Origin of the sequence: Halomonas sp. KAO (assembly GCF_015595025.1) — a bacterium.
Taxonomy (GTDB): domain Bacteria; phylum Pseudomonadota; class Gammaproteobacteria; order Pseudomonadales; family Halomonadaceae; genus Halomonas.
In genome coordinates this window covers 243798-260820 of the sequence record NZ_JADNRL010000037.1, presented here as the reverse complement: position 1 = coordinate 260820, position 17023 = coordinate 243798, and the positions used below count along the sequence as shown (strand labels likewise).

The 17023-nt window shown below is 65.4% G+C and carries 16 protein-coding genes and 1 pseudogene; 8 read left to right on the top strand and 9 right to left on the bottom strand.

Translation table 11 applies throughout. From position 1 onward, the window contains the following. From IOC61_RS17180 to IOC61_RS17160, 5 genes and pseudogenes are all read left to right on the top strand, one after another. On the top strand, window positions 1–345 hold a 345-nt coding region (locus tag IOC61_RS17180; RefSeq protein ID WP_195689945.1), incomplete at its 5' end, for an ABC transporter permease subunit. After that, entirely contained in the window at window positions 345–1076 is a 732-nt protein-coding gene (locus IOC61_RS17175) for an ABC transporter permease (RefSeq protein ID WP_195689944.1), read from the top strand. The genes IOC61_RS17180 and IOC61_RS17175, both read left to right, overlap by 1 nt. A gap of 134 nt (window positions 1077–1210) precedes the next feature. Next, on the top strand, window positions 1211–1978 hold the full coding sequence (locus IOC61_RS17170; protein ID WP_195689943.1) for an ABC transporter substrate-binding protein: 768 nt from the start codon (window positions 1211–1213) through the stop codon (window positions 1976–1978). Window positions 1979–2250: 272 nt separating this feature from the next. Further along, complete coding sequence (locus tag IOC61_RS17165) at window positions 2251–3027, top strand: transporter substrate-binding domain-containing protein (RefSeq protein ID WP_195689942.1); 777 nt, start codon at window positions 2251–2253, stop codon at window positions 3025–3027. Window positions 3028–3171: 144 nt separating this feature from the next. After that, window positions 3172–3974, top strand: a pseudogene (locus IOC61_RS17160) (TraX family protein). Here the strand turns inward: IOC61_RS17160 and IOC61_RS17155 are convergent. Further along, window positions 3948–4865 carry a LysR family transcriptional regulator gene (locus tag IOC61_RS17155; RefSeq protein WP_195689941.1) on the bottom strand — a complete coding sequence of 306 codons (918 nt, stop codon included), beginning with the start codon at window positions 4863–4865 and terminating at the stop codon, window positions 3948–3950. The pseudogene IOC61_RS17160 and the gene IOC61_RS17155 sit on opposite strands and share 27 nt — an antisense overlap. A 100-nt stretch (window positions 4866–4965) precedes the next feature. On the opposite strand from IOC61_RS17155, the gene IOC61_RS17150 reads away from it, so the two are divergent. Then, entirely contained in the window at window positions 4966–5958 is a 993-nt protein-coding gene (locus tag IOC61_RS17150) for a YeiH family protein (protein WP_195689940.1), read from the top strand. 135 nt (window positions 5959–6093) lie between these two features. Here the strand turns inward: IOC61_RS17150 and IOC61_RS17145 are convergent, their stop codons facing one another. Continuing rightward, window positions 6094–7206, bottom strand: a complete 1113-nt coding sequence (locus IOC61_RS17145) for a 5-(carboxyamino)imidazole ribonucleotide synthase (protein WP_195689939.1) — start codon at window positions 7204–7206, stop codon at window positions 6094–6096. Window positions 7207–7230: 24 nt separating this feature from the next. Next, entirely contained in the window at window positions 7231–7752 is a 522-nt protein-coding gene (purE, locus tag IOC61_RS17140) for a 5-(carboxyamino)imidazole ribonucleotide mutase (protein WP_132044481.1), read from the bottom strand. Between the two features lie 233 nt (window positions 7753–7985). Between purE and IOC61_RS17135 the strand changes: the two genes are divergently transcribed. After that, a complete protein-coding gene (locus IOC61_RS17135; protein ID WP_195689938.1) occupies window positions 7986–8780 on the top strand; it encodes a hypothetical protein in 795 nt (264 codons plus the stop codon). Window positions 8781–8880: 100 nt separating this feature from the next. Here the strand turns inward: IOC61_RS17135 and IOC61_RS17130 are convergent, their stop codons facing one another. The 6 genes from IOC61_RS17130 to IOC61_RS17105 all read right to left on the bottom strand — a co-directional run bounded on the left by IOC61_RS17130 (window position 8881) and on the right by IOC61_RS17105 (window position 16512). Next, on the bottom strand, window positions 8881–10884 hold the full coding sequence (locus IOC61_RS17130; RefSeq protein ID WP_195689937.1) for a TRAP transporter permease: 2004 nt from the start codon (window positions 10882–10884) through the stop codon (window positions 8881–8883). Between the two features lie 10 nt (window positions 10885–10894). Further along, window positions 10895–11443 carry a DUF1850 domain-containing protein gene (locus IOC61_RS17125; RefSeq protein ID WP_409228675.1) on the bottom strand — a complete coding sequence of 183 codons (549 nt, stop codon included), beginning with the start codon at window positions 11441–11443 and terminating at the stop codon, window positions 10895–10897. Then, the gene (locus tag IOC61_RS17120) at window positions 11412–12374 is read right to left on the bottom strand and encodes a TAXI family TRAP transporter solute-binding subunit (RefSeq protein ID WP_195689936.1); all 963 of its coding nucleotides are present in this window, start codon (window positions 12372–12374) and stop codon (window positions 11412–11414) included. Before IOC61_RS17120 ends, IOC61_RS17125 begins: the two co-directional genes overlap by 32 nt. Window positions 12375–12530: 156 nt before the next feature. Next, window positions 12531–13727 (bottom strand): L-2-hydroxyglutarate oxidase, encoded by a 1197-nt coding sequence (lhgO, locus tag IOC61_RS17115; RefSeq protein WP_195689935.1) that lies wholly within the window; start codon window positions 13725–13727, stop codon window positions 12531–12533. 102 nt (window positions 13728–13829) lie between these two features. Then, window positions 13830–14810: a glutarate dioxygenase GlaH gene (gene glaH / locus IOC61_RS17110; protein ID WP_195689934.1), complete on the bottom strand. Its 981-nt coding sequence runs from the start codon at window positions 14808–14810 to the stop codon at window positions 13830–13832. A gap of 259 nt (window positions 14811–15069) precedes the next feature. Continuing rightward, window positions 15070–16512, bottom strand: coding sequence for an APC family permease (locus IOC61_RS17105; protein WP_195689933.1), 1443 nt, complete (start codon window positions 16510–16512; stop codon window positions 15070–15072). 225 nt (window positions 16513–16737) lie between these two features. Between IOC61_RS17105 and IOC61_RS17100 the strand changes: the two genes are divergently transcribed. Then, window positions 16738–17016: an XRE family transcriptional regulator gene (locus IOC61_RS17100; protein ID WP_195689932.1), complete on the top strand. Its 279-nt coding sequence runs from the start codon at window positions 16738–16740 to the stop codon at window positions 17014–17016. Window positions 17017–17023 lie beyond the last annotated feature (7 nt).

Genomic DNA, 17023 nt, shown 5'->3' with positions numbered 1-17023 from the left:
GGCGCCTTCCTGGCGGTGGAGAGCGGCCAGATCGAGGCCGGCCGCGCCTACGGCATGGGGCCCTGGCTGGTGTTCCGGCGCATCCGCTTCCCGCAGATGATGCGTCACGCCATTCCCGGGCTCTCCAACAACTGGATGGTGCTGCTCAAGACCACCGCCCTGGTCTCGGTGATCGGGCTCTCCGACATGGTGCGCGTGGCCGCCGAGGCCTCCAAGGCGACCCGCGAGCCCTTCACCTTCATGCTCATCGTGGGTGCCATCTACCTGTTGATCGCCAGCGTCTCCGAGTGGGGCTTCGCCCGCCTGCAGAAGCGCTATGATGTCGGCTTCGGGGAGGTCAAGTGATGGACGCCCTGATGAGTCGACTCGAGGCCCTGCTGGCCGACAACAGCATCTTCACCCTGCAGACCCTCGGCTACTACGGCGAGGGACTGGTGACCACCGTGCAGCTGGTGTTCCTGTCGCTGGTGATCGGCCTGGTGCTGGCCGTTCCCCTGGCCATCGGCCGCGGTTCACGACAGCGCTGGATCAGCCTGCCGATCTTTCTCTACTGCTACGTGTTCCGCGGCACCCCCCTGCTGATACAGCTTTACCTGATCTACTACGGGGTGGTGTTCGTCGAGGGCATCCAGGATACCTGGCTCTGGGTGCTGCTCGAGAAGCCCTTCGTGCCGGCGCTGGCCGCCTTCACCCTCAACACCGCGGCCTACACCACCGAGATCTTCCGTGGCGCCATCAAGGCCACCCCCCGCGGCGAGATCGAGGCGGCACGCGCCTATGGCATGACCCAGCGCCTCATGCTGCGCCGGATCGTGCTGCCCAGCGCCTTCCGCCGCGCGCTGCCCGCCTACGGCAACGAGGTGATCTTCATGCTCCACGCCAGCGCCATCGCCAGCGTGGTCACCCTCATGGACCTGACCGGGGCGGCGCGTTTCGTCTATGCACGCTTCTATGCCCCCTTCGACGCCTTCCTGTTCGTGGCGGCCATCTATCTCTGCCTGACCTTCGCCATCCTCTACCTCTTCCGCTACCTGGAGAAGCGTCTGCTGGCCCACCTCAAGCCCGCCGGCGGCTGAGGTTGCGTCAAACGATCGTTGGGAGCTGGCGTTTACCTCCACGCCGGCTCCCCTTTCGACCCCCTGGCGGATCCGCTAAGGTTGGCCTGTCATCACCCTCAAGGTGATTCCACCAACAATGACAGGACCAGCCCATGAAGCTACACAAGATTCTGAGCCTCGGCGCCTTCGGTGCCGCCCTGGTGGCCGGCTCCGCCAGCGCCGAGGTGCGTGACCTTCGCATCGCCGTCGACGTCCCCTACGAGCCCATGGAGTACCGTACCCCGGATGGCGAACTCACCGGCTTCGATATCGATCTGGGCAACGCCCTGTGTGCCGAGATCGGTATCGACTGCGAATGGGTCGTGCAGGGGTGGGACGGCATCATCCCCGGCCTGATGGCGCGCAAGTATGACGCCATCATGTCGTCGATGACCATCAATGAGCAGCGCCGCGAGCAGGTACTGTTCTCCGACCCCTACATCACCCCGCCCTCGGCCTGGTTCGCCCCTGGCGACATGCAGATCGGCACCCCCTCCAAGGAGACCCTCGAGGGTCTGACCATCGGCGTGCAGCGCGGCACCCTGCAGGACAACTACGCCACCGACATGTATGGCGACGTGGCCGACGTGAAACGCTACGCTACCGCCGATGACATGGTGCTGGACATGGACTCCGGCCGCCTCGACGCGGTCTTCCTCGACTTCCCGATCGGCAAGTCCACCCTGCTCGACAGCGACGCGGGCGACTACAAGGTGGTCGGCGAGATGATCACCGAGCCCAAGGAGTATTTCGGTGAAGGCTTCGGCATCGCCTTCCGCAAGCGTGACCAGGAGCTGGCCGAGACCTTCAACGAGGCACTGGCCGAACTGAAGGCGAATGGCACCTACGACGAGATCCACGCCGAGTACTTCGGCGAGTGATTTCCGGACTGCCCCGGCACTCCCGGGGCAGTCCACGCCCTCTCCCACGACCACGTTCCCTTCCTCTTTCGCCTCCCCCTTCTCTCGCCTGCGGTGTGGCCTGCCGGCATCGAGTCGACCCCGCGGCTCCTTCTGGCTGCCATTCGCTCTACCATGCTGCTTCGTATTGGCTGATTGCTCTGAAAATCTCGCTTCACCTCGATATAATTGAAGGGTCAAACCTCCGTTCTCGGAGATTGTTTCTGCCCGTCCTCTGTATCGCGAGACTTTCCATGTATCGACCGAAGCTACTGCTGGCCGCCGCCCTGTGCACCGGCCTGGCCACCTCATCCGTCCAGGCCGAGGCACCTCTGCGCCTGGCCACCGACGTGCCCTATCAACCCTTCGAGTACAGCCTGCCCGACGGCACCCTGGCCGGCTTCGACATCGAGCTGGGCAACGCCGTCTGTGCCTACCTTGAGCGGGAGTGCGAGTGGGTGGTGCAGAGCTGGGACGGGTTGATTCCGGGGCTCATGGCGCGCAAGTACGACGCCATCATGTCCGCCATGACCATCTCCGAGGTGCGTCGTCGCCAGGTACTGTTCTCCGACCCCTACTTCCGGATGCCCAGCGTCTGGGTCGCCCACCAGGATAGCGACATCGATATCACCGACCCCGCCAGCCTCGAGGGCAAGGTCGTCGGGGTGCAGACCGCCACTCTGCAGGACAACTACGTGACCGACCTCCATGGGGACACCGTCGAGGTGCGTCGCTACGCCAGCTGGGCCGATGTGGTCGCCGACATGCGCACCCAGCGCCTGGATCTGGCCTTCATGGAGTACCCCACCGCACAGTCCTTCGTGGATATTGATGAGCAGGAGAGCGACTTCCAGCGCCTCGGCGAACTGGTTCGCGAGCCGGCCCGCTACTTCGACCAGGGCGTGGGCGTCGCCTTCCGCAAGCGCGACCGCGAGCTGGCCAGGGACTTCAATGAGGCCTTCACCGCCCTGAAGGAAGATGGCACCTACGACGCCATCGCCCGGAAGTACTTCGATACGCCCGCACCGTGAGAGGCCTCCACACTACCGGTGAGCTGGCTGGTATCCTCCTCTACCCAGCTTATTGAGAAGCTGCTGTCTGTCGCCGAATCGCGACCCGGAACTCCCTCGCGCGCCTTGAGTCCATGCTGTTCAGTCTCATTCCGCGAGGTTCCGATGACCCTGCAGGTAACCCCTACCATCGATGCCAAAGGAGGCCTGGCTCGCCCCTCATCCACCTGGACCGGCTGGGGCCAGTGGCTGGCCCTGATCACCATGACGGTGGATCATCTGTCACGTTACGTGGTGCCGGACAGCTGGGGGCTGGGGTGGGCCGGCTCCTCCATCGGCCTCCCCTGTTCGCGGCCATGGTGGCCTGGCACGGGCTCTTCAACACCCGCAATCCGCTGCGCTATGCCCGACGCATCCTGATGATCGGCCTGGTGGCTCAGCTGCCCTATATGCTGATGCCCCGAGCCGCGGATGGCCTGATCCTCAATATCTGCTTTACCCTCTCACTCGGCCTGACCGGCGGCGCCTGGCTGAAGGCCCTGAGGGAGCGCCTCGAGCGCGGTGCGCTCGGTCCCATGCAGCTGATCGCCGAGGTCGGCCTCGCCGTCGCCGCCTGGGCCACGGCCGGTTTCTGGGTCGAGTATAGCCACCTGGGCCTGCTGATGATCCCTCTCTACATGATCGCCATTCAGCCCCTACACGAGGGCGGCGTGGCTTTCGTCGAGCGCCTCATCGCCACTGCCATGGCCTTGCCACTGCTCACGGTGGCCGGCCTGATGAACAGCTCCGACATGGCCAAGTCCTTCACCGTCGCCACCTGCCTGGCGATCCTGCTGCTGGCCGCCGGCGCCCATCGCCTGATCCCGAGGGTGCCATTTGGCATGCCGCGACGACTGTGGCTCGGCTGGTATCCCGGACACTTCGCGGCCATCGCCCTGTGGCTAGGGATCGCCGGAGGACTGGGCTGAGTGGCGCACCTCGACCAGAAACACCTTGAACGCCTGCCACAGCGGGCTGCGATAACGCTCGGGGTGCCATACCAGGGAGAAGGTCCGACGCAGGTCCAGTTCGCTGTCCAGCGGGACGAGCTCGCCGCGGGCGAGCTCCCCGGCCACGCTCAGTCGTGACAGGCACCCCAGCCCCAGGCCGGCCAGCACCGCCTGCTTGATCGCCTCATGCTGCCCAAGCTCCATGCGTACCCGAGGCAACACCCCGCGATCGCGCATCGCCTGCTCGAAGACCTCTCGCGTCCCGGAGCCCGGTTCCCGCAGGATCCATGCCGCCTCGGCGAGGGCGGCATCATCCAGCCGCGCCTGCCCTGCCAGTCGGTGAGAGGGGGCACAGACCACCACCAGGCGGTCTTCACACCAGGACTCGCTCTCCAGCCTCGGCTCCCGGCACTCGCCCTCGATCAGGCCGAGATCCGCCTCCAGGCGCAATACATCGCTGATCACCTCGTGGGTATTGCGCAGTCGCAGGCGCAGGTCCGTCCCCGGGTGTGCCTCGCTGAAGCGCCCGACCAGCCCCGGCAGCAGGTAGGTGCCCACGGTGGCACTGGCCGCCACGTCGAGCACGCCATGCAGTTCTCCCTCGGGCTCGGTGGCCGCCGCCACGAAGGCCTCGACACCGTCGAGCAGCTGCTCGGCCCGGGGCAGCAGTTGGCGCCCCAGATCATTGAGCCGCAAGCGCCGGCCATGGCGTTCGAACAGCGCCACACCCAGCTGGCGCTCCAGCTCCGAGAGGGCCTGGCTGGTCGCCGACTGTGACAGGCACAGCTCTCGGGCGGCGGCGCTGACCGAGCCGAGACGCGCCACCGTGGCGAAGACCTGAAGCTGGCGAAAGCTCACCATGGATGTCATATCGGTTTTTCCGAAAAGCCAGTTCGTTATTAACTGATAACCTGATGTGTTATTAGGGCATAACATACGCCACATGGACAGCACACGAGAGAGTAATGACATGTGGCAAGGCTTGCTGGTCTGCACAACCCTGACGATAGCCGGCTTCGGCCTGACGCGGCTCCCTCCGCTGGCCGATGCCGGGATAAGCCCCCTGGTGGTGGCGCTGCTGCTGGGCATCGTGGCCGGTAACCTGCCCCTGGCCCGGCGCCTTACCGCCACCGGCCCGGGGTTGAAGTTCGCCACTCGCTGGCTGCTGCGCGGGGGCATCGTGCTGTTCGGTCTCTCCCTGACCCTGCAGCAGATCATGGCACTCGGCCCCAGGGTGCTGCTGCTCGACACTCTGGTGATCATCAGCGTGCTCATCGCGGGCTACCTGATCGGCACCCGGGTGCTCGGGATGGATCGCGAGACCACCCTGCTGACCAGTGCCGGGAGCGCCATCTGTGGCGCCGCAGCGGTACTCGCCACCGAATCGACCATTCGCTCGCGCCCCGCGGCCACCTCCATGGCCGTGGCCACGGTGGTGCTGTTCGGCTCCCTGGCGATGCTGGTCTACCCGCTGCTCTACCCGCTGCTGGGCATGGAGGAGGGGCTGTTCGGTGTCTATATCGGTGCCACCGTGCACGAGGTCGCCCAGGTGGTCGCCGCCGGCGAGGCAGTGGGCCCCGACGCCCTGGCCAATGCGGTGATCGTCAAGCTGGTACGGGTGATGCTGCTGGTGCCCTTCCTGCTGATCGTCGGACAGTGGTGGCTGCGCCACCAGCCCGCCGAGGCCGGCGCAGGGAGGGCCAGCCTGGTGATCCCCTGGTTCGCCTTCGGCTTCCTGGCCATGGTGGTGTTCAACAGCCTGGTCACCCTGCCCGCCCCGCTGCACCAGGGCCTGGTACTGGCCGGCCAGCTGGCGCTGACCATGGCCATGGCGGCACTCGGCTACGAGACCCGCATGGAAAAACTCAAGGCCCTGGGTATCAAGCCCTTTATCCTCGCCCTGACGCTGTTCGTGCTGCTGCTCGGCGGCGGTATGCTGGCCAGCACCCTGCTGATGGGCTGAGCCCCTCCTCCGCGACCAGCTACTACAGCGACCAGGCCATACAGCGCAGACAGGCCGCCTCGGTTGGGGCGGCCTGTCTGCGTACGGGCCGGACACGGCCTGGCCGGAGCCTGTATCTGGCCGGGACCTGCGGACCTACTCGAAGCTGAAGCTTGGCGCAGGCGCCTCGGGAAGCAGCGCGGCGCAGGCACGAACCCGCTCCAGCAGCGCCTCGTGGGTCGGCGCGAGCAGATTGACATGGGCCAGCTTGCGACCGGCCCGCTCGCTCTTGTCATAGCGATGCAGATGGGCATCCGGCAGCGCCAGGATGGCGGACGAGTCGCCCTCCTGGCCGATCACGTTGACCATGCAGGTGGGCATGCGCGCGGCGGTATCGCCCAGCGGCAGCCCCTGAATGGCACGCAGATGGTTCTCGAACTGGCTGGTCACCGCACCATCCTGGGTCCAGTGACCGGAGTTGTGCACACGGGGCGCCATCTCGTTGGCCAGCAGGCTGCCGTCGGCACACTGGAACAGCTCCAGGGTCAGCACGCCCACATAGTCGAGCTCATCGAGCAGCGCCCGAATATAGCCATCGGCGGTCTGCTGCAGGCTGTCGGCCAGGTCCGGCAGCGGGGCGATGGAGTAGCGCAGGATGCCATCCACGTGCTGGTTCTCGGCCATGGGGTAGAAGACCACCTCACCGTCGCGACCACGCACCGCGATGATCGACACCTCACGCACGAAGTCGACGAAGGCCTCCACGATCAGCCGCGGATGGGCGATGGCACGCCATGCCTCGGCCGCCTCGGCGGGGTCACGCAGCACCGCCTGGCCCTTGCCGTCATAGCCCTCGGTGACCGACTTGGCCACCACCGGCGTTCCCAGTTCGCGGGCCGCCGCCTCCAGCTCGTCGGCACTCTCCACCAGGCGGTAGGCCGGGGTGGGAATGCTCAGGCGGTCGAACAGCGCCTTCTCCTCGGCGCGGTTCTGGCAGACGCGAATCGCTTCGCTGGATGGGTAGACCGGTTTCACCTCCTCGATCTCCTGTACCAGCGACACCGGCAGATGCTCGAACTCGTAGGTGACCAGATCCACCTTCTCGAGGAAGGCCGCCAGATGCCTGCGGTCGGTATCTACCATCACGTCGCCGATACCGGCACTGGGATGCCCGGTGGTATCGAGAAAGGTAAAACGGTTGGCCAGCGGGTAGCCGGCCAGGGCCAGCATGCGACCGAGCTGACCGGCACCCAGAACACCGATATTCATGATGATCTCCTCATTGTCTCTCTATCAGGGCTCGGTCCGTGAATCAGGCCGGGGGTCAGGATTGTCGAGTACCGTCTGCGTCTGCTCGGCGCGAAACGCCTCCACGGCGGCGCGCACCCTGTCATCCTGAAGGCCAACGATCTGCGCCGCCAGCAGCCCCGCATTGGTGGCACCCGCCTTGCCGATGGCCAGGGTACCCACGGCGATACCACCGGGCATCTGCACGATGGAAAGCAGTGAATCCAGCCCCTTGAGCGACTTGGACTCCACCGGCACCCCCAGCACGGGCAGCGCGGTCTGGGAGGCCACCATGCCCGGCAGATGAGCGGCGCCGCCGGCGCCGGCGACGATCACCTCGAGGCCGCGCTCGGCCGCCGACTTCGCGTAATCGAAGAGCAGGTCCGGGGTACGGTGGGCCGAGACGACTCGGGTCTCGTAGGCCACTCCCAGACGCTCGAGCATCTCGACGGCATGTTCCATTATCGGCCAGTCAGATTTCGACCCCATGATCACGCCGACCTTCGGCGTCTGTGTAGCGGACTGCATGGCCTGCTCCTCGGGACTTCCCCTACAGGAAAAGAGTGAATAAAAGGAAAGCCGATCATTTTAGCGGCGCAGGCCTTCCCAGTCATCTTGACCGAGCAGACAGCCAGGGCTACACCCCAGTTGTTGCCGAGAACAGACAGCAGCTTTCATGCTGTCTGCTTCATTGGCTGCTACAGTGGCTTCTGTGGGCAGATTGGACTAGCTCGCCTGAAACTCAAAGAAGGAGACTAACCATGAAGCGTTCCCTGATTTTTACCGCGGCATTCGCCGGCTCGCTGCTGCTGGTCGGTTGCGACTCCGATAACGACCAGGCGACCCAGCACGAGGAGGCCGCCAAGCAGGAGGCGCAACAGGCAGCCGAGTCCGCCGAACAGGCCGTCGAGGAGTCGGCCGACGCTACCGCCGAAGCCGCGGAGGCCACGGAAGCAGAGCTCGACGAGGCGACCGACGAGGCCGGTGAGGCCATGGACGAAGCCGCCGCCGAGACCGAGCAGGCGCTGGATGAAGCCGCTGCAGAATCCGAACAGGCCGCCGAGGAAGCGGGTCAGGCCATGGATGAAGCGGGTGAAGAGGCTGCCCAGGAGGCCGGTGAGGCCGCCGAAGCCACCGGCGAGAACCTGGAAGCCGCGGGTGACGAAGCCGCCGAGGAGGCCGGTGAGGCCGCCGCATCCGCCGAAGCTGCGGGTGACGAGGTCGCCGAGGAAACCGGTGAGGCCGCCGAAGCCGCCGGCGAGAACCTGGAGGCGGCGGGAGACGAGGCCGCTGAAGAAACCTCCAGCGCCCTGGATGCGGCGGGTGACGCCACCGCCAATGTTGTCGACTCGGCCAGGGAGATGACCGCCGACGCCGTGGAGGCCGCTCGCGAGAAGACCGGCGAACTGGTCGAAGAGGCCAAGGAAATGGCACTGGGTGCCACGGAGGAGACGGCCGAGGCCACAGAGGAAGCCGCGAATGCCACGGCGGACGCGGCGGCAGAAGCCGAGGCGGAGGCCGAAGCAGAAGCCGAAGCGGAAGCCTCGACCCAGTAACTCACGCGCCTTGCACCAAGCTTGCACCAGACAGAGGCCCGCCCGGGGAAACCGAGCGGGCCTCTTTCGTCATGCCACGCCTCATGCGGCGTATGTAGCGTCAGGCGGGGAGTGCGCTACGCCGGCTCGCCACCCAGTTGCCGGCGATCACGGCAAGCATCGTCGCGGCACCGGCGGCTTCCACCATCAGACTGGGATAGAACACCGCCACGATGGCCGGCAGCAGCAACGCGCGAATGGGCCACCCCATGCGGGTAAACAGATAGCCCTCCAGCGCCGCGGCGAAGGCGGCCAGGGCAAGGAAGCCCGTCAACCCGGTCCATATCAGCAGCGGCCAGGGTCCCCCCATGATGATCTCGGGGTTGTAGACCATGAACAGCGGGATCAGATAGAGCCCCTTGGCGAACTTCCAGGCCTGGAAGCCCGTCTCCATCGGCTTGGCCCCGGCGATCGCCGCCCCGGCGAAGCCGGCCAGGGCGATGGGCGGCGTGACGTTGGAGTCCTGGGAGTACCAGAACACCACCAGGTGGGCGATCAGCAGCGGAACGCCGAACTCGGCGGTCAGTGCCGGGCCGACCAGCACGATCAGCACGATATAGCTGGCGGTCACCGGCAGCCCCATGCCCAGCACCAGGCTGGCCAGCAGCACCATGATCAGGGCCAGCAGCAGGTTGCCACCCGAGAAGGCCAGCATCATGGAGGAGAACTTCAGACCCAGCCCGGTCAGCCCCACCACCCCGACGATGATGCCGGCCACCGCACAGGCCATTGAGACGGCGACCGCATTGCGAGCCCCCAGCTCGAGCCCCTCCATCAGCTTCAGCAGGCCATTGCGGGTGGCGGTGGCCAGGCGTTCGCCGGTCACCGGCTCCCCCTGCTGCGGGGCCACGAAGAGCATCCACACCAGAAAGCGCAGTACCGCCACGGCCAGCATGGTAAGGATGGCGTAGTAGCCAACCCGCATCGGCGACATGTTCATCACCAGCAGCCACACCAGCACCGCCAGCGGCAGCAGGAAGTGCCAGCCGGAAGACATCACGTCGCGCATCTGCGGCAGCTCGCTCCTGGCCATGCCCTGCATGCCCTGCTTCAGGGCGATGATGTGCACGAAGAGGTAGACCGTACCGAAGTACATGATCGCCGGCAGGATACTGACCTTGACCACATCGAGGTAGGGCATCCGGGTGTACTCGGCGATCAGGAAGGCGCCGGCGCCCATCAGCGGCGGCATGATCTGCCCACCGGTGGAGGCCGCCGCCTCGATGCCCCCGGCCTGATGGGGCTTGTAACCAAGGCGCTTCATCAGCGGGATGGTAAAGGCGCCGGTGGTCACCACGTTGGCGATCGCGCTGCCGGAGATCGATCCCATGCCGGCCGAGGCGATCACCGCCGCCTTGGCCGGTCCACCGCGCTGGCGGCCGGTGGCGGCGTAGGCCAGGTCGATAAAGAACTTGCCGGCGCCGGTGATCTCGAGAAAGGCGCCGAACAGCACGAAGATGAAGATATAGGTGGCCGCAACGCCCATGGGCAGGCCGAAGATGCCCTCCTGCCCCAGGTAGAGCTGGCCCACCAGGCGATCCAGGCTGTAGCCACGGTGCTCGAGGATGCCGGGCAGCCACTCCCCCAGCCAGGGAAGATCACCGCGTGGACCGGCGAAGGCATAGAGCAGGGCGATCACCCCGATCACCGTCATGCCCAGACCCACCGCACGGCGAGCCGCCTCCAGCACGGTCACGGTGGCGATGCAGCCGACCACGATATCGGTCTGACTCCAGAAGCCGGCACGATTGATGATCTCGTCGAGGTAGAGCACCAGGTAGCCGCCGGTGACCAGCGCCCCGGCGAAGAAGGTGGCATCGAGCAGCCAGCCGATGAGCCCGCGGGGTCGTCGCGGGCCGAATACCGGAAACATCAGGAAGGCCAGCATCATGATCAGCATCAGGTGGATGCTGCGCTGGTAGAAGAGCCCCAGCGGCTCGATGCCGGCGGAATAGAGCTGGAACAGTGACAGCCCTACCGCCACCAGCGTGATCAGCCACAGCACCGGCCGGGCGTGACTCGCCTGGCTGCCGGGCACGATAGGAGAGTTGTCCGAATCATTCATTGCGATTTTCTCAGGGTGTTGGATCGCCAGCGGGAGTGACCAGGCGCACGGTAACGCGGTGGTCGGCGGCCAGCTGGCTCAGACTGATGCGTTGCCCATCCACCACCAGACGGTGGTCGACGGCGAGACTCCCCACCCGCAGGCGGTAGGCATTGCCCGGCACCGGCTCGTCGAGATCCTCGATCCAGTACCCCCCTTCGCCGTCCGATACCTGGCGACCACGACCGGGGATATGATCGAGCCCGGCGGCAAAGTCCGGCAGGTGGCTACGCTCGAGCACCATGCGTCCATCGCGATGCCGATAGCAGTCGAGGACCGGAAACCCCTCTACCGAGTGGTTCCACTCCAGGCACCAGCCCTCGCCCTCGGGCATGGGCAGCGATACCAGGGTGCTCCCCTGCTCGCCGCTTACCTCCAGGCGGGCCGGCTCCTGACCCACCGCCGGGCTGGTCAGGAACAGGCCTGCACACAGCAGCAGGGCGGGCCTGGCGGCCCGCCCTGCTGTCAGATACCAGTCACGCACCGCCTCAGGGACGCTGGTGGTCGGCGATCTCGGCACCAACCTCCTCGTAGTAGCGCAGTGCGCCCGGATGGAAGGCGATGGGGGTGGAGTTGACGCTGAACTCCACGGTGGTGTCGTTGGCCGCCGGGTGGACCTCGATCAGCTCATCGGTGCGCTCGAAGAGCATCCTGGTGATCTGGTAGGCGAGCTCCTCGTCCATCTCGCTGCTCACCGCCAGCACGTTGGGGATACCGATGGTCTGCACGCCCTCTTCCATGCCCTCATAGAGGCCGGCACGCAGCTCGTAGGAAGCGAAGACCGGCACACTCTCGCGCGCATTGGCCACCTCCTCGTCGGAGAGGCCGACCAGGCGGACATCCCGGGTGGTGGCCAGGTTCATGATCGAGCTGGTGGGCGGCCCCACGCTCCAGAAGCCGGCGGCGATATCACCGTCACGGATGGCATCGGCCGTCTCGTTGAAGTTGAGGCGGCGCGGGTCGAAGTCATCGTAGCCGATGCCGTTGGCCTCGAGCAGCGCCCTGGCGTTGAGCTCGGTGCCACTGCCCGGCGCCCCTACCGAGACCGTCTTGCCCTTCAGGTCGGCAAGGCTCTCGACGCCGGAGTCGGCGAGGGTCACCAGCTGAACGGCGTTGGGGTAGACCGATGCCAACGCACGGATGTTCTCGAGCTGGCGGCCCTCGAAGTCGCCGGTGCCGCTGTAGGCCTGATGAACGGTATCGGCCAGGGCCAGGGCGAGATCGGAGTCTCCGCGCCACACCAGCCCCATGTTCTCCACCGAGGCCCCCGTCACTTCGGCGACGGCCTCGTAACCCTCGAGATGCTTGCCGATCATCTCGGCAAGGCCGCCACCCAGCGGGTAATAGGTGCCGCCGGTACCACCGGTGGCGATGGAGAGCTGCTGCTGGGCAGCCGCCAAGGGAGCCGTCGCGATCAGCGAGGCGACAGCGGCATACTTCAAGGCTTTCATGGCATTCCTCCGGTCCTGCAACCAGGTTGTCTTGTAGTCGTTTCCGACGCCTTAACAGCGTACGGCCCCCAAGCTAGCACGGACCCAGCGTGAGAACCTATCGGCGCAAATTCTACGTTTCAGAAGAATTTCGGCAATGCCACGATGGTCTGGGGCTCACCCCTCCACCATCGTCTTCACCTGGTCGACGATATGGCTGCCGATGGGGAGCGCCGAGGTGGCGGCCGGCGACGGTGCATTGCCCACATTGAGGGTGCGCCGGGTGTTCACGAACAGGAAGTCGTCGACCAGCTTGCCGTCCCGGGATACCGCCTGGGCGCGCACTCCCGCCGGATAGGGCTCGAGATCCTCGACCGTCAGCTCCGGACAGTACTTGCGCACCAGCTCGAGATAGCCGCGCTTGTGCAGGGAGTTCTTCATCTCGGCAAGGCCCGGGCGCAGGTTCTTGCCCAGTACCTTGAGAATCCCCGGATTGGTGAACATCTGTGCCAGGTCGCGAGGCGAGATATCACGACGGCGATACCCCTCGCGCTTGAACGCCAGCACCGCATTGGGGCCCACCGTCACACTGCCGTCGATCATGCGGGTCAGGTGCACCCCGAGAAACGGCATGGAGGGGTCGGGGATCGGGTAGATCAGGTGATTGACGATGCGGTTGTGCTTCTCCGGCAGCCGATAGTATTCGCCGCGGAAGGGACAGATGGTGAAGCCCGGATCCTGGCCCAGCATGCGGACCACTCGATCGGCCATCAGCCCCGAGCAGGTGACGAGATAACTCCCGGTGAACTCGCCGGCCGAACTGGATACCACCACCTCCCGGGAGCGCTCCTCCAGGCCGGTGACCTCGGCGTTGTAGCGGATCTCGCCGCCCATCCGCTCGAACTCGGCGGCCATGGCACGCGTCACCTCGGCATAGTCGACGATGCCGCTGGAGGGCACGAAGATCCCGCCCAGCCCGGTGATGTTGGGTTCACGCTCGGCCAGCGCCTCGGCGGAGAGCCACTCGCGCTCAAGGCCGTTGGCGGCGGTACGCTCCCATAGCGCCTCCATGCGCTGCATCTCGAGCCCGCTGGTCGCCACCAGCAGCTTCCCGCAGGTGTCGTAGGCGATGCCGTGCTCATCACAGAACGCCCGGGTGGCGCGATTGCCCTCGAGACAGAAGCGCGCCTTGAGGCTGCCCGGGGTGTAATAGACCCCGGCATGGATCACGCCGCTGTTATGGCCGGTCTGATGCCGTGCCGGTCCCGCCTCCTTCTCCAGCAGCAGCATCCTGCGGTCGGGATACGCCTGCTTGAGTTGCATGGCGGTGGACATGCCCAGGATGCCACCGCCGATGATGATAAAGTCGTGCATGCCGTTTTCGCTCCAGCAGTCAGTCTCGCTCCAGCAATAGAATAGCCACGCCGTTTACACGGCGTGGCTTCGTCAGGGTAACCCGTTGATCCTGGGCACGTCTTACACCTGGCGCGGATCGCGCAGGGTCTTGGCATGGGTGAAGTAACCGCGCTGGCGCATCAGCTCGCGACGCAGGTCCGGATGCGGCTTGAAGCGGTCGCGACCATGCAGCCAGAAGTGGTTGTTGATCAGCAGGAAGCTGCCCACCGGATTGGGCACCGAGAGAATGCCCGGGCTGCTCTCCAGGGAGTCGGAGAGGTCGGTCAGCCAGTTGCCCTCCTCGAAGTCCTTGGGCTGCACGAACTGGTCGATATAGGACATGACCGGGCGGCCTTCGCGGTCGACATCGAACACCGGGTGGAAGACATCACGGGCCACGTTCTTGCTGGGCGGTGCCGTCCAGCGCATGGGCCGATGGGCCAGCGGATGAGCAAAGAACCGCTCCAGGTCCCCCCAGTCATCCAGGTGCAGCAACAGGGAGTTGCCGCCCTCCATGTTCTGCTCGTCGATCTTCATCATCAGCACGTAGTCGGTGTCCTGCTCGACGAAGGTGCCATCATTGTGCAGCTCCATCACGCGATGCGGCTGACGCAGGTAGCTGTCGGAGTTGTCGACGTTCTTGACCACGAAGCGCGCATAGTACTGCCCGCTCATGGCATCGAAGTTGGAACGGCCCATCAGGTGAGCCACGGCGGTGGCCAGCTTGACCATGTCATCGGCCTGCTCGACATCATCCAGCCCTTCCGGCACCACCTGGAAGCCACCGGTGGCACGATCCACCAGGGTGTTGATCAGCACCGGCTGCAGGGTGTTGTCGCACAGGTCATCGAGAATCCTGGCGACCCGAAACCGCAGCATCGACTTGTACTCCAGCGCCTGCACCGGCCACTCGCTGACCGCCGCGAGGAAGGCCTCGACCACCTCGCGGGAAATGGTCAGCTGCAGCAGGCGCGGAGACTGGGCAGACGGTGCCAGGGTAAAGCCGCGGATATCGGCGGGCAGAGGCATGGCGGTTTCGGGAAGCTGGCTCAGCACGGTCATGTCAGGGCTCCAGGGGATATTGGATGGTCCATACAAAATATCGACACTTTCCAATATCGTCAACCGTATTTGGTTTTATACTTTTTATTAAGCCGCTGCCGGTTCGGCCCCGCGCACTGGCTTTCCCTGCTGGTATCCGGACCCCATGACACGCAAGCTAGGCACACGGGCGGGGCACACGGCGGGGCATGCATGGCATCGCCCCGGCACAGGGCCGGGGCGACAACAGGCTTCAAAGGCCTACTCGTGCAGGAGGGCGTCAAAGCCCCGGGTAGGGGTCACCGCCAGCCAGCTCACGCTGCATCATCCTGTCGCTGTAGGCGACACCGTAGCGAACACGGGACCAGGCATAGAGGGCCAGGCCAAGCAGCATCCAGCCGGCGAAGAGCATCCACTCGACGGCCGACAGTGCCGAGGGGCTGCCCGGCAGATACATGGCGGACAGCCCGAGGGAGAGCAGCACCGCCAGGGCACCGACCAGCTTGCCGTGGCGCACCTTGAAGGGGCGCTCCATGTCGGGTTCGCGACGGCGCAGCACGACGAAGGAGAGCGAGACGAACAGATAGGCAACCACGATCCCGAGGCCGCCTGCCACCACCAGCCATACCAGCGCCGGACGTCCCAGGAAGGGGGCGATCGCCGAGAGCACTCCCATCACCAGGATGGCTTTGGTGGGCGTGCGATAGCGCGGATGCAGCTTGCCCAGCCAGGCCGGCAGCATGCCGGAGTGCGCCAGGGCGTAGATGGCCCGCGAACCGCCGATATAGAAGGCATTCCAGCTGGTGATGATCCCCGCGATACCCGCCAGGATCATGAGATTGCCCGCCCAGGGCGCCTGAAAGACCGCCTGCATGGCATCCGGCACCGCCAGCGAACTCGCGCCCAGCGCCTCGGGATCGAGCATCAGGGAGGTGCCAAGAATGATGAAGGCATACCAGAACACCGCCAGGATCACCGAGATCATCAGCACCCGGCCGATCTCGCGAAACGGCAGGTTGATCTCCTCGGCGGCCTGGGGAATCACGTCGAAGCCGACGAACATGAACGGCACCATGATGATCACCGTCATGATGCCGCCCATCACGCCCTGCTCGACGCTGAACAGCGGCTGCATGGTATCGCTGCTGCCCTGGAACAGCGCCCCGGTAATGAACATCACGCCCACCGCCAGGATCAGCAGGGTGACCACCTTCTGGACCAGCGCCGCGGTACGCACGCCGACATAGTTGATCCACATCATCAGCAGCGAGCCGATGACGCCGACGGCCACCCAGGTGGCCTTCACCTCCCAGCCGGCGATGGTCCACAGGTGCCCCACCGCATAGTCGGGAAACAGGTGCTCCACCACCGTGGGCAGCGCCACGGCCTCGAAGGAGACCACGCTGACATAGCCCAGGGTGATCGCCCAGGTGCACAGGAAGGAGGCGAAGTGGCCCAGGGCGCGGTAACTATAGACGTGCTCGCCGCCGACCTGAGGCATCGCCGAGGCGAGCTCGGCGTAGGTCAGGCCCACCAGCACGATGATCAACCCGCCCAGCAGGAAGGCGGTAATCGCCCCCAGGCTACCGGCCGACTGGATCCAGCTGCCGGTCAGCACGATCCAGCCCCAGCCGATCATGGCCCCGAAGGCCAGGGCGAGAACGTCCTTGCGAGCCAGCACACGCGAGAGCTGGCCCTGAGAGGTCTCGACATCTTGAGTCATGGGATCCTCGAAAGTTATCGTTTTGGGGAAAAAATTCTGTTTTTAATTAACGTCGACAAAATAGAGAAACACACGACTCACAGCAATAGACGTGCCACATTCCTGGGGTAGACATTCGTCGACAACGCCCTCGTCACCTTCCACCAAAGCCGTAGGCAATCGACACTGGAAAAAACGGCGGCGAGTCGCCATAGTGTCACTGTCGCAACCGCCCAATGGAGCATCATGAGCACGGCACGACAGTCCCGATCCGCGGAACTCCTGGACCCTCCGCGAAGCAGCCCTGACCTCGATGTCAGGGACCTGGAACAACGTACACGCCTCATGCGCATCGTGACCCGGCTGATCGCCGTGTCCGACCTCGGCAGCCGCGAGATCGCTCGCCGCGCCGGGCTGCCGATGCAGAAGATCAGCGACCTCCTGGCGGGGAAGCTGGAGCACCTCTCGATCGATGAGCTACGCCTCGTCCACCGCACGGTGACGGAGCAGGGGGCTACCCACTGACGACGCG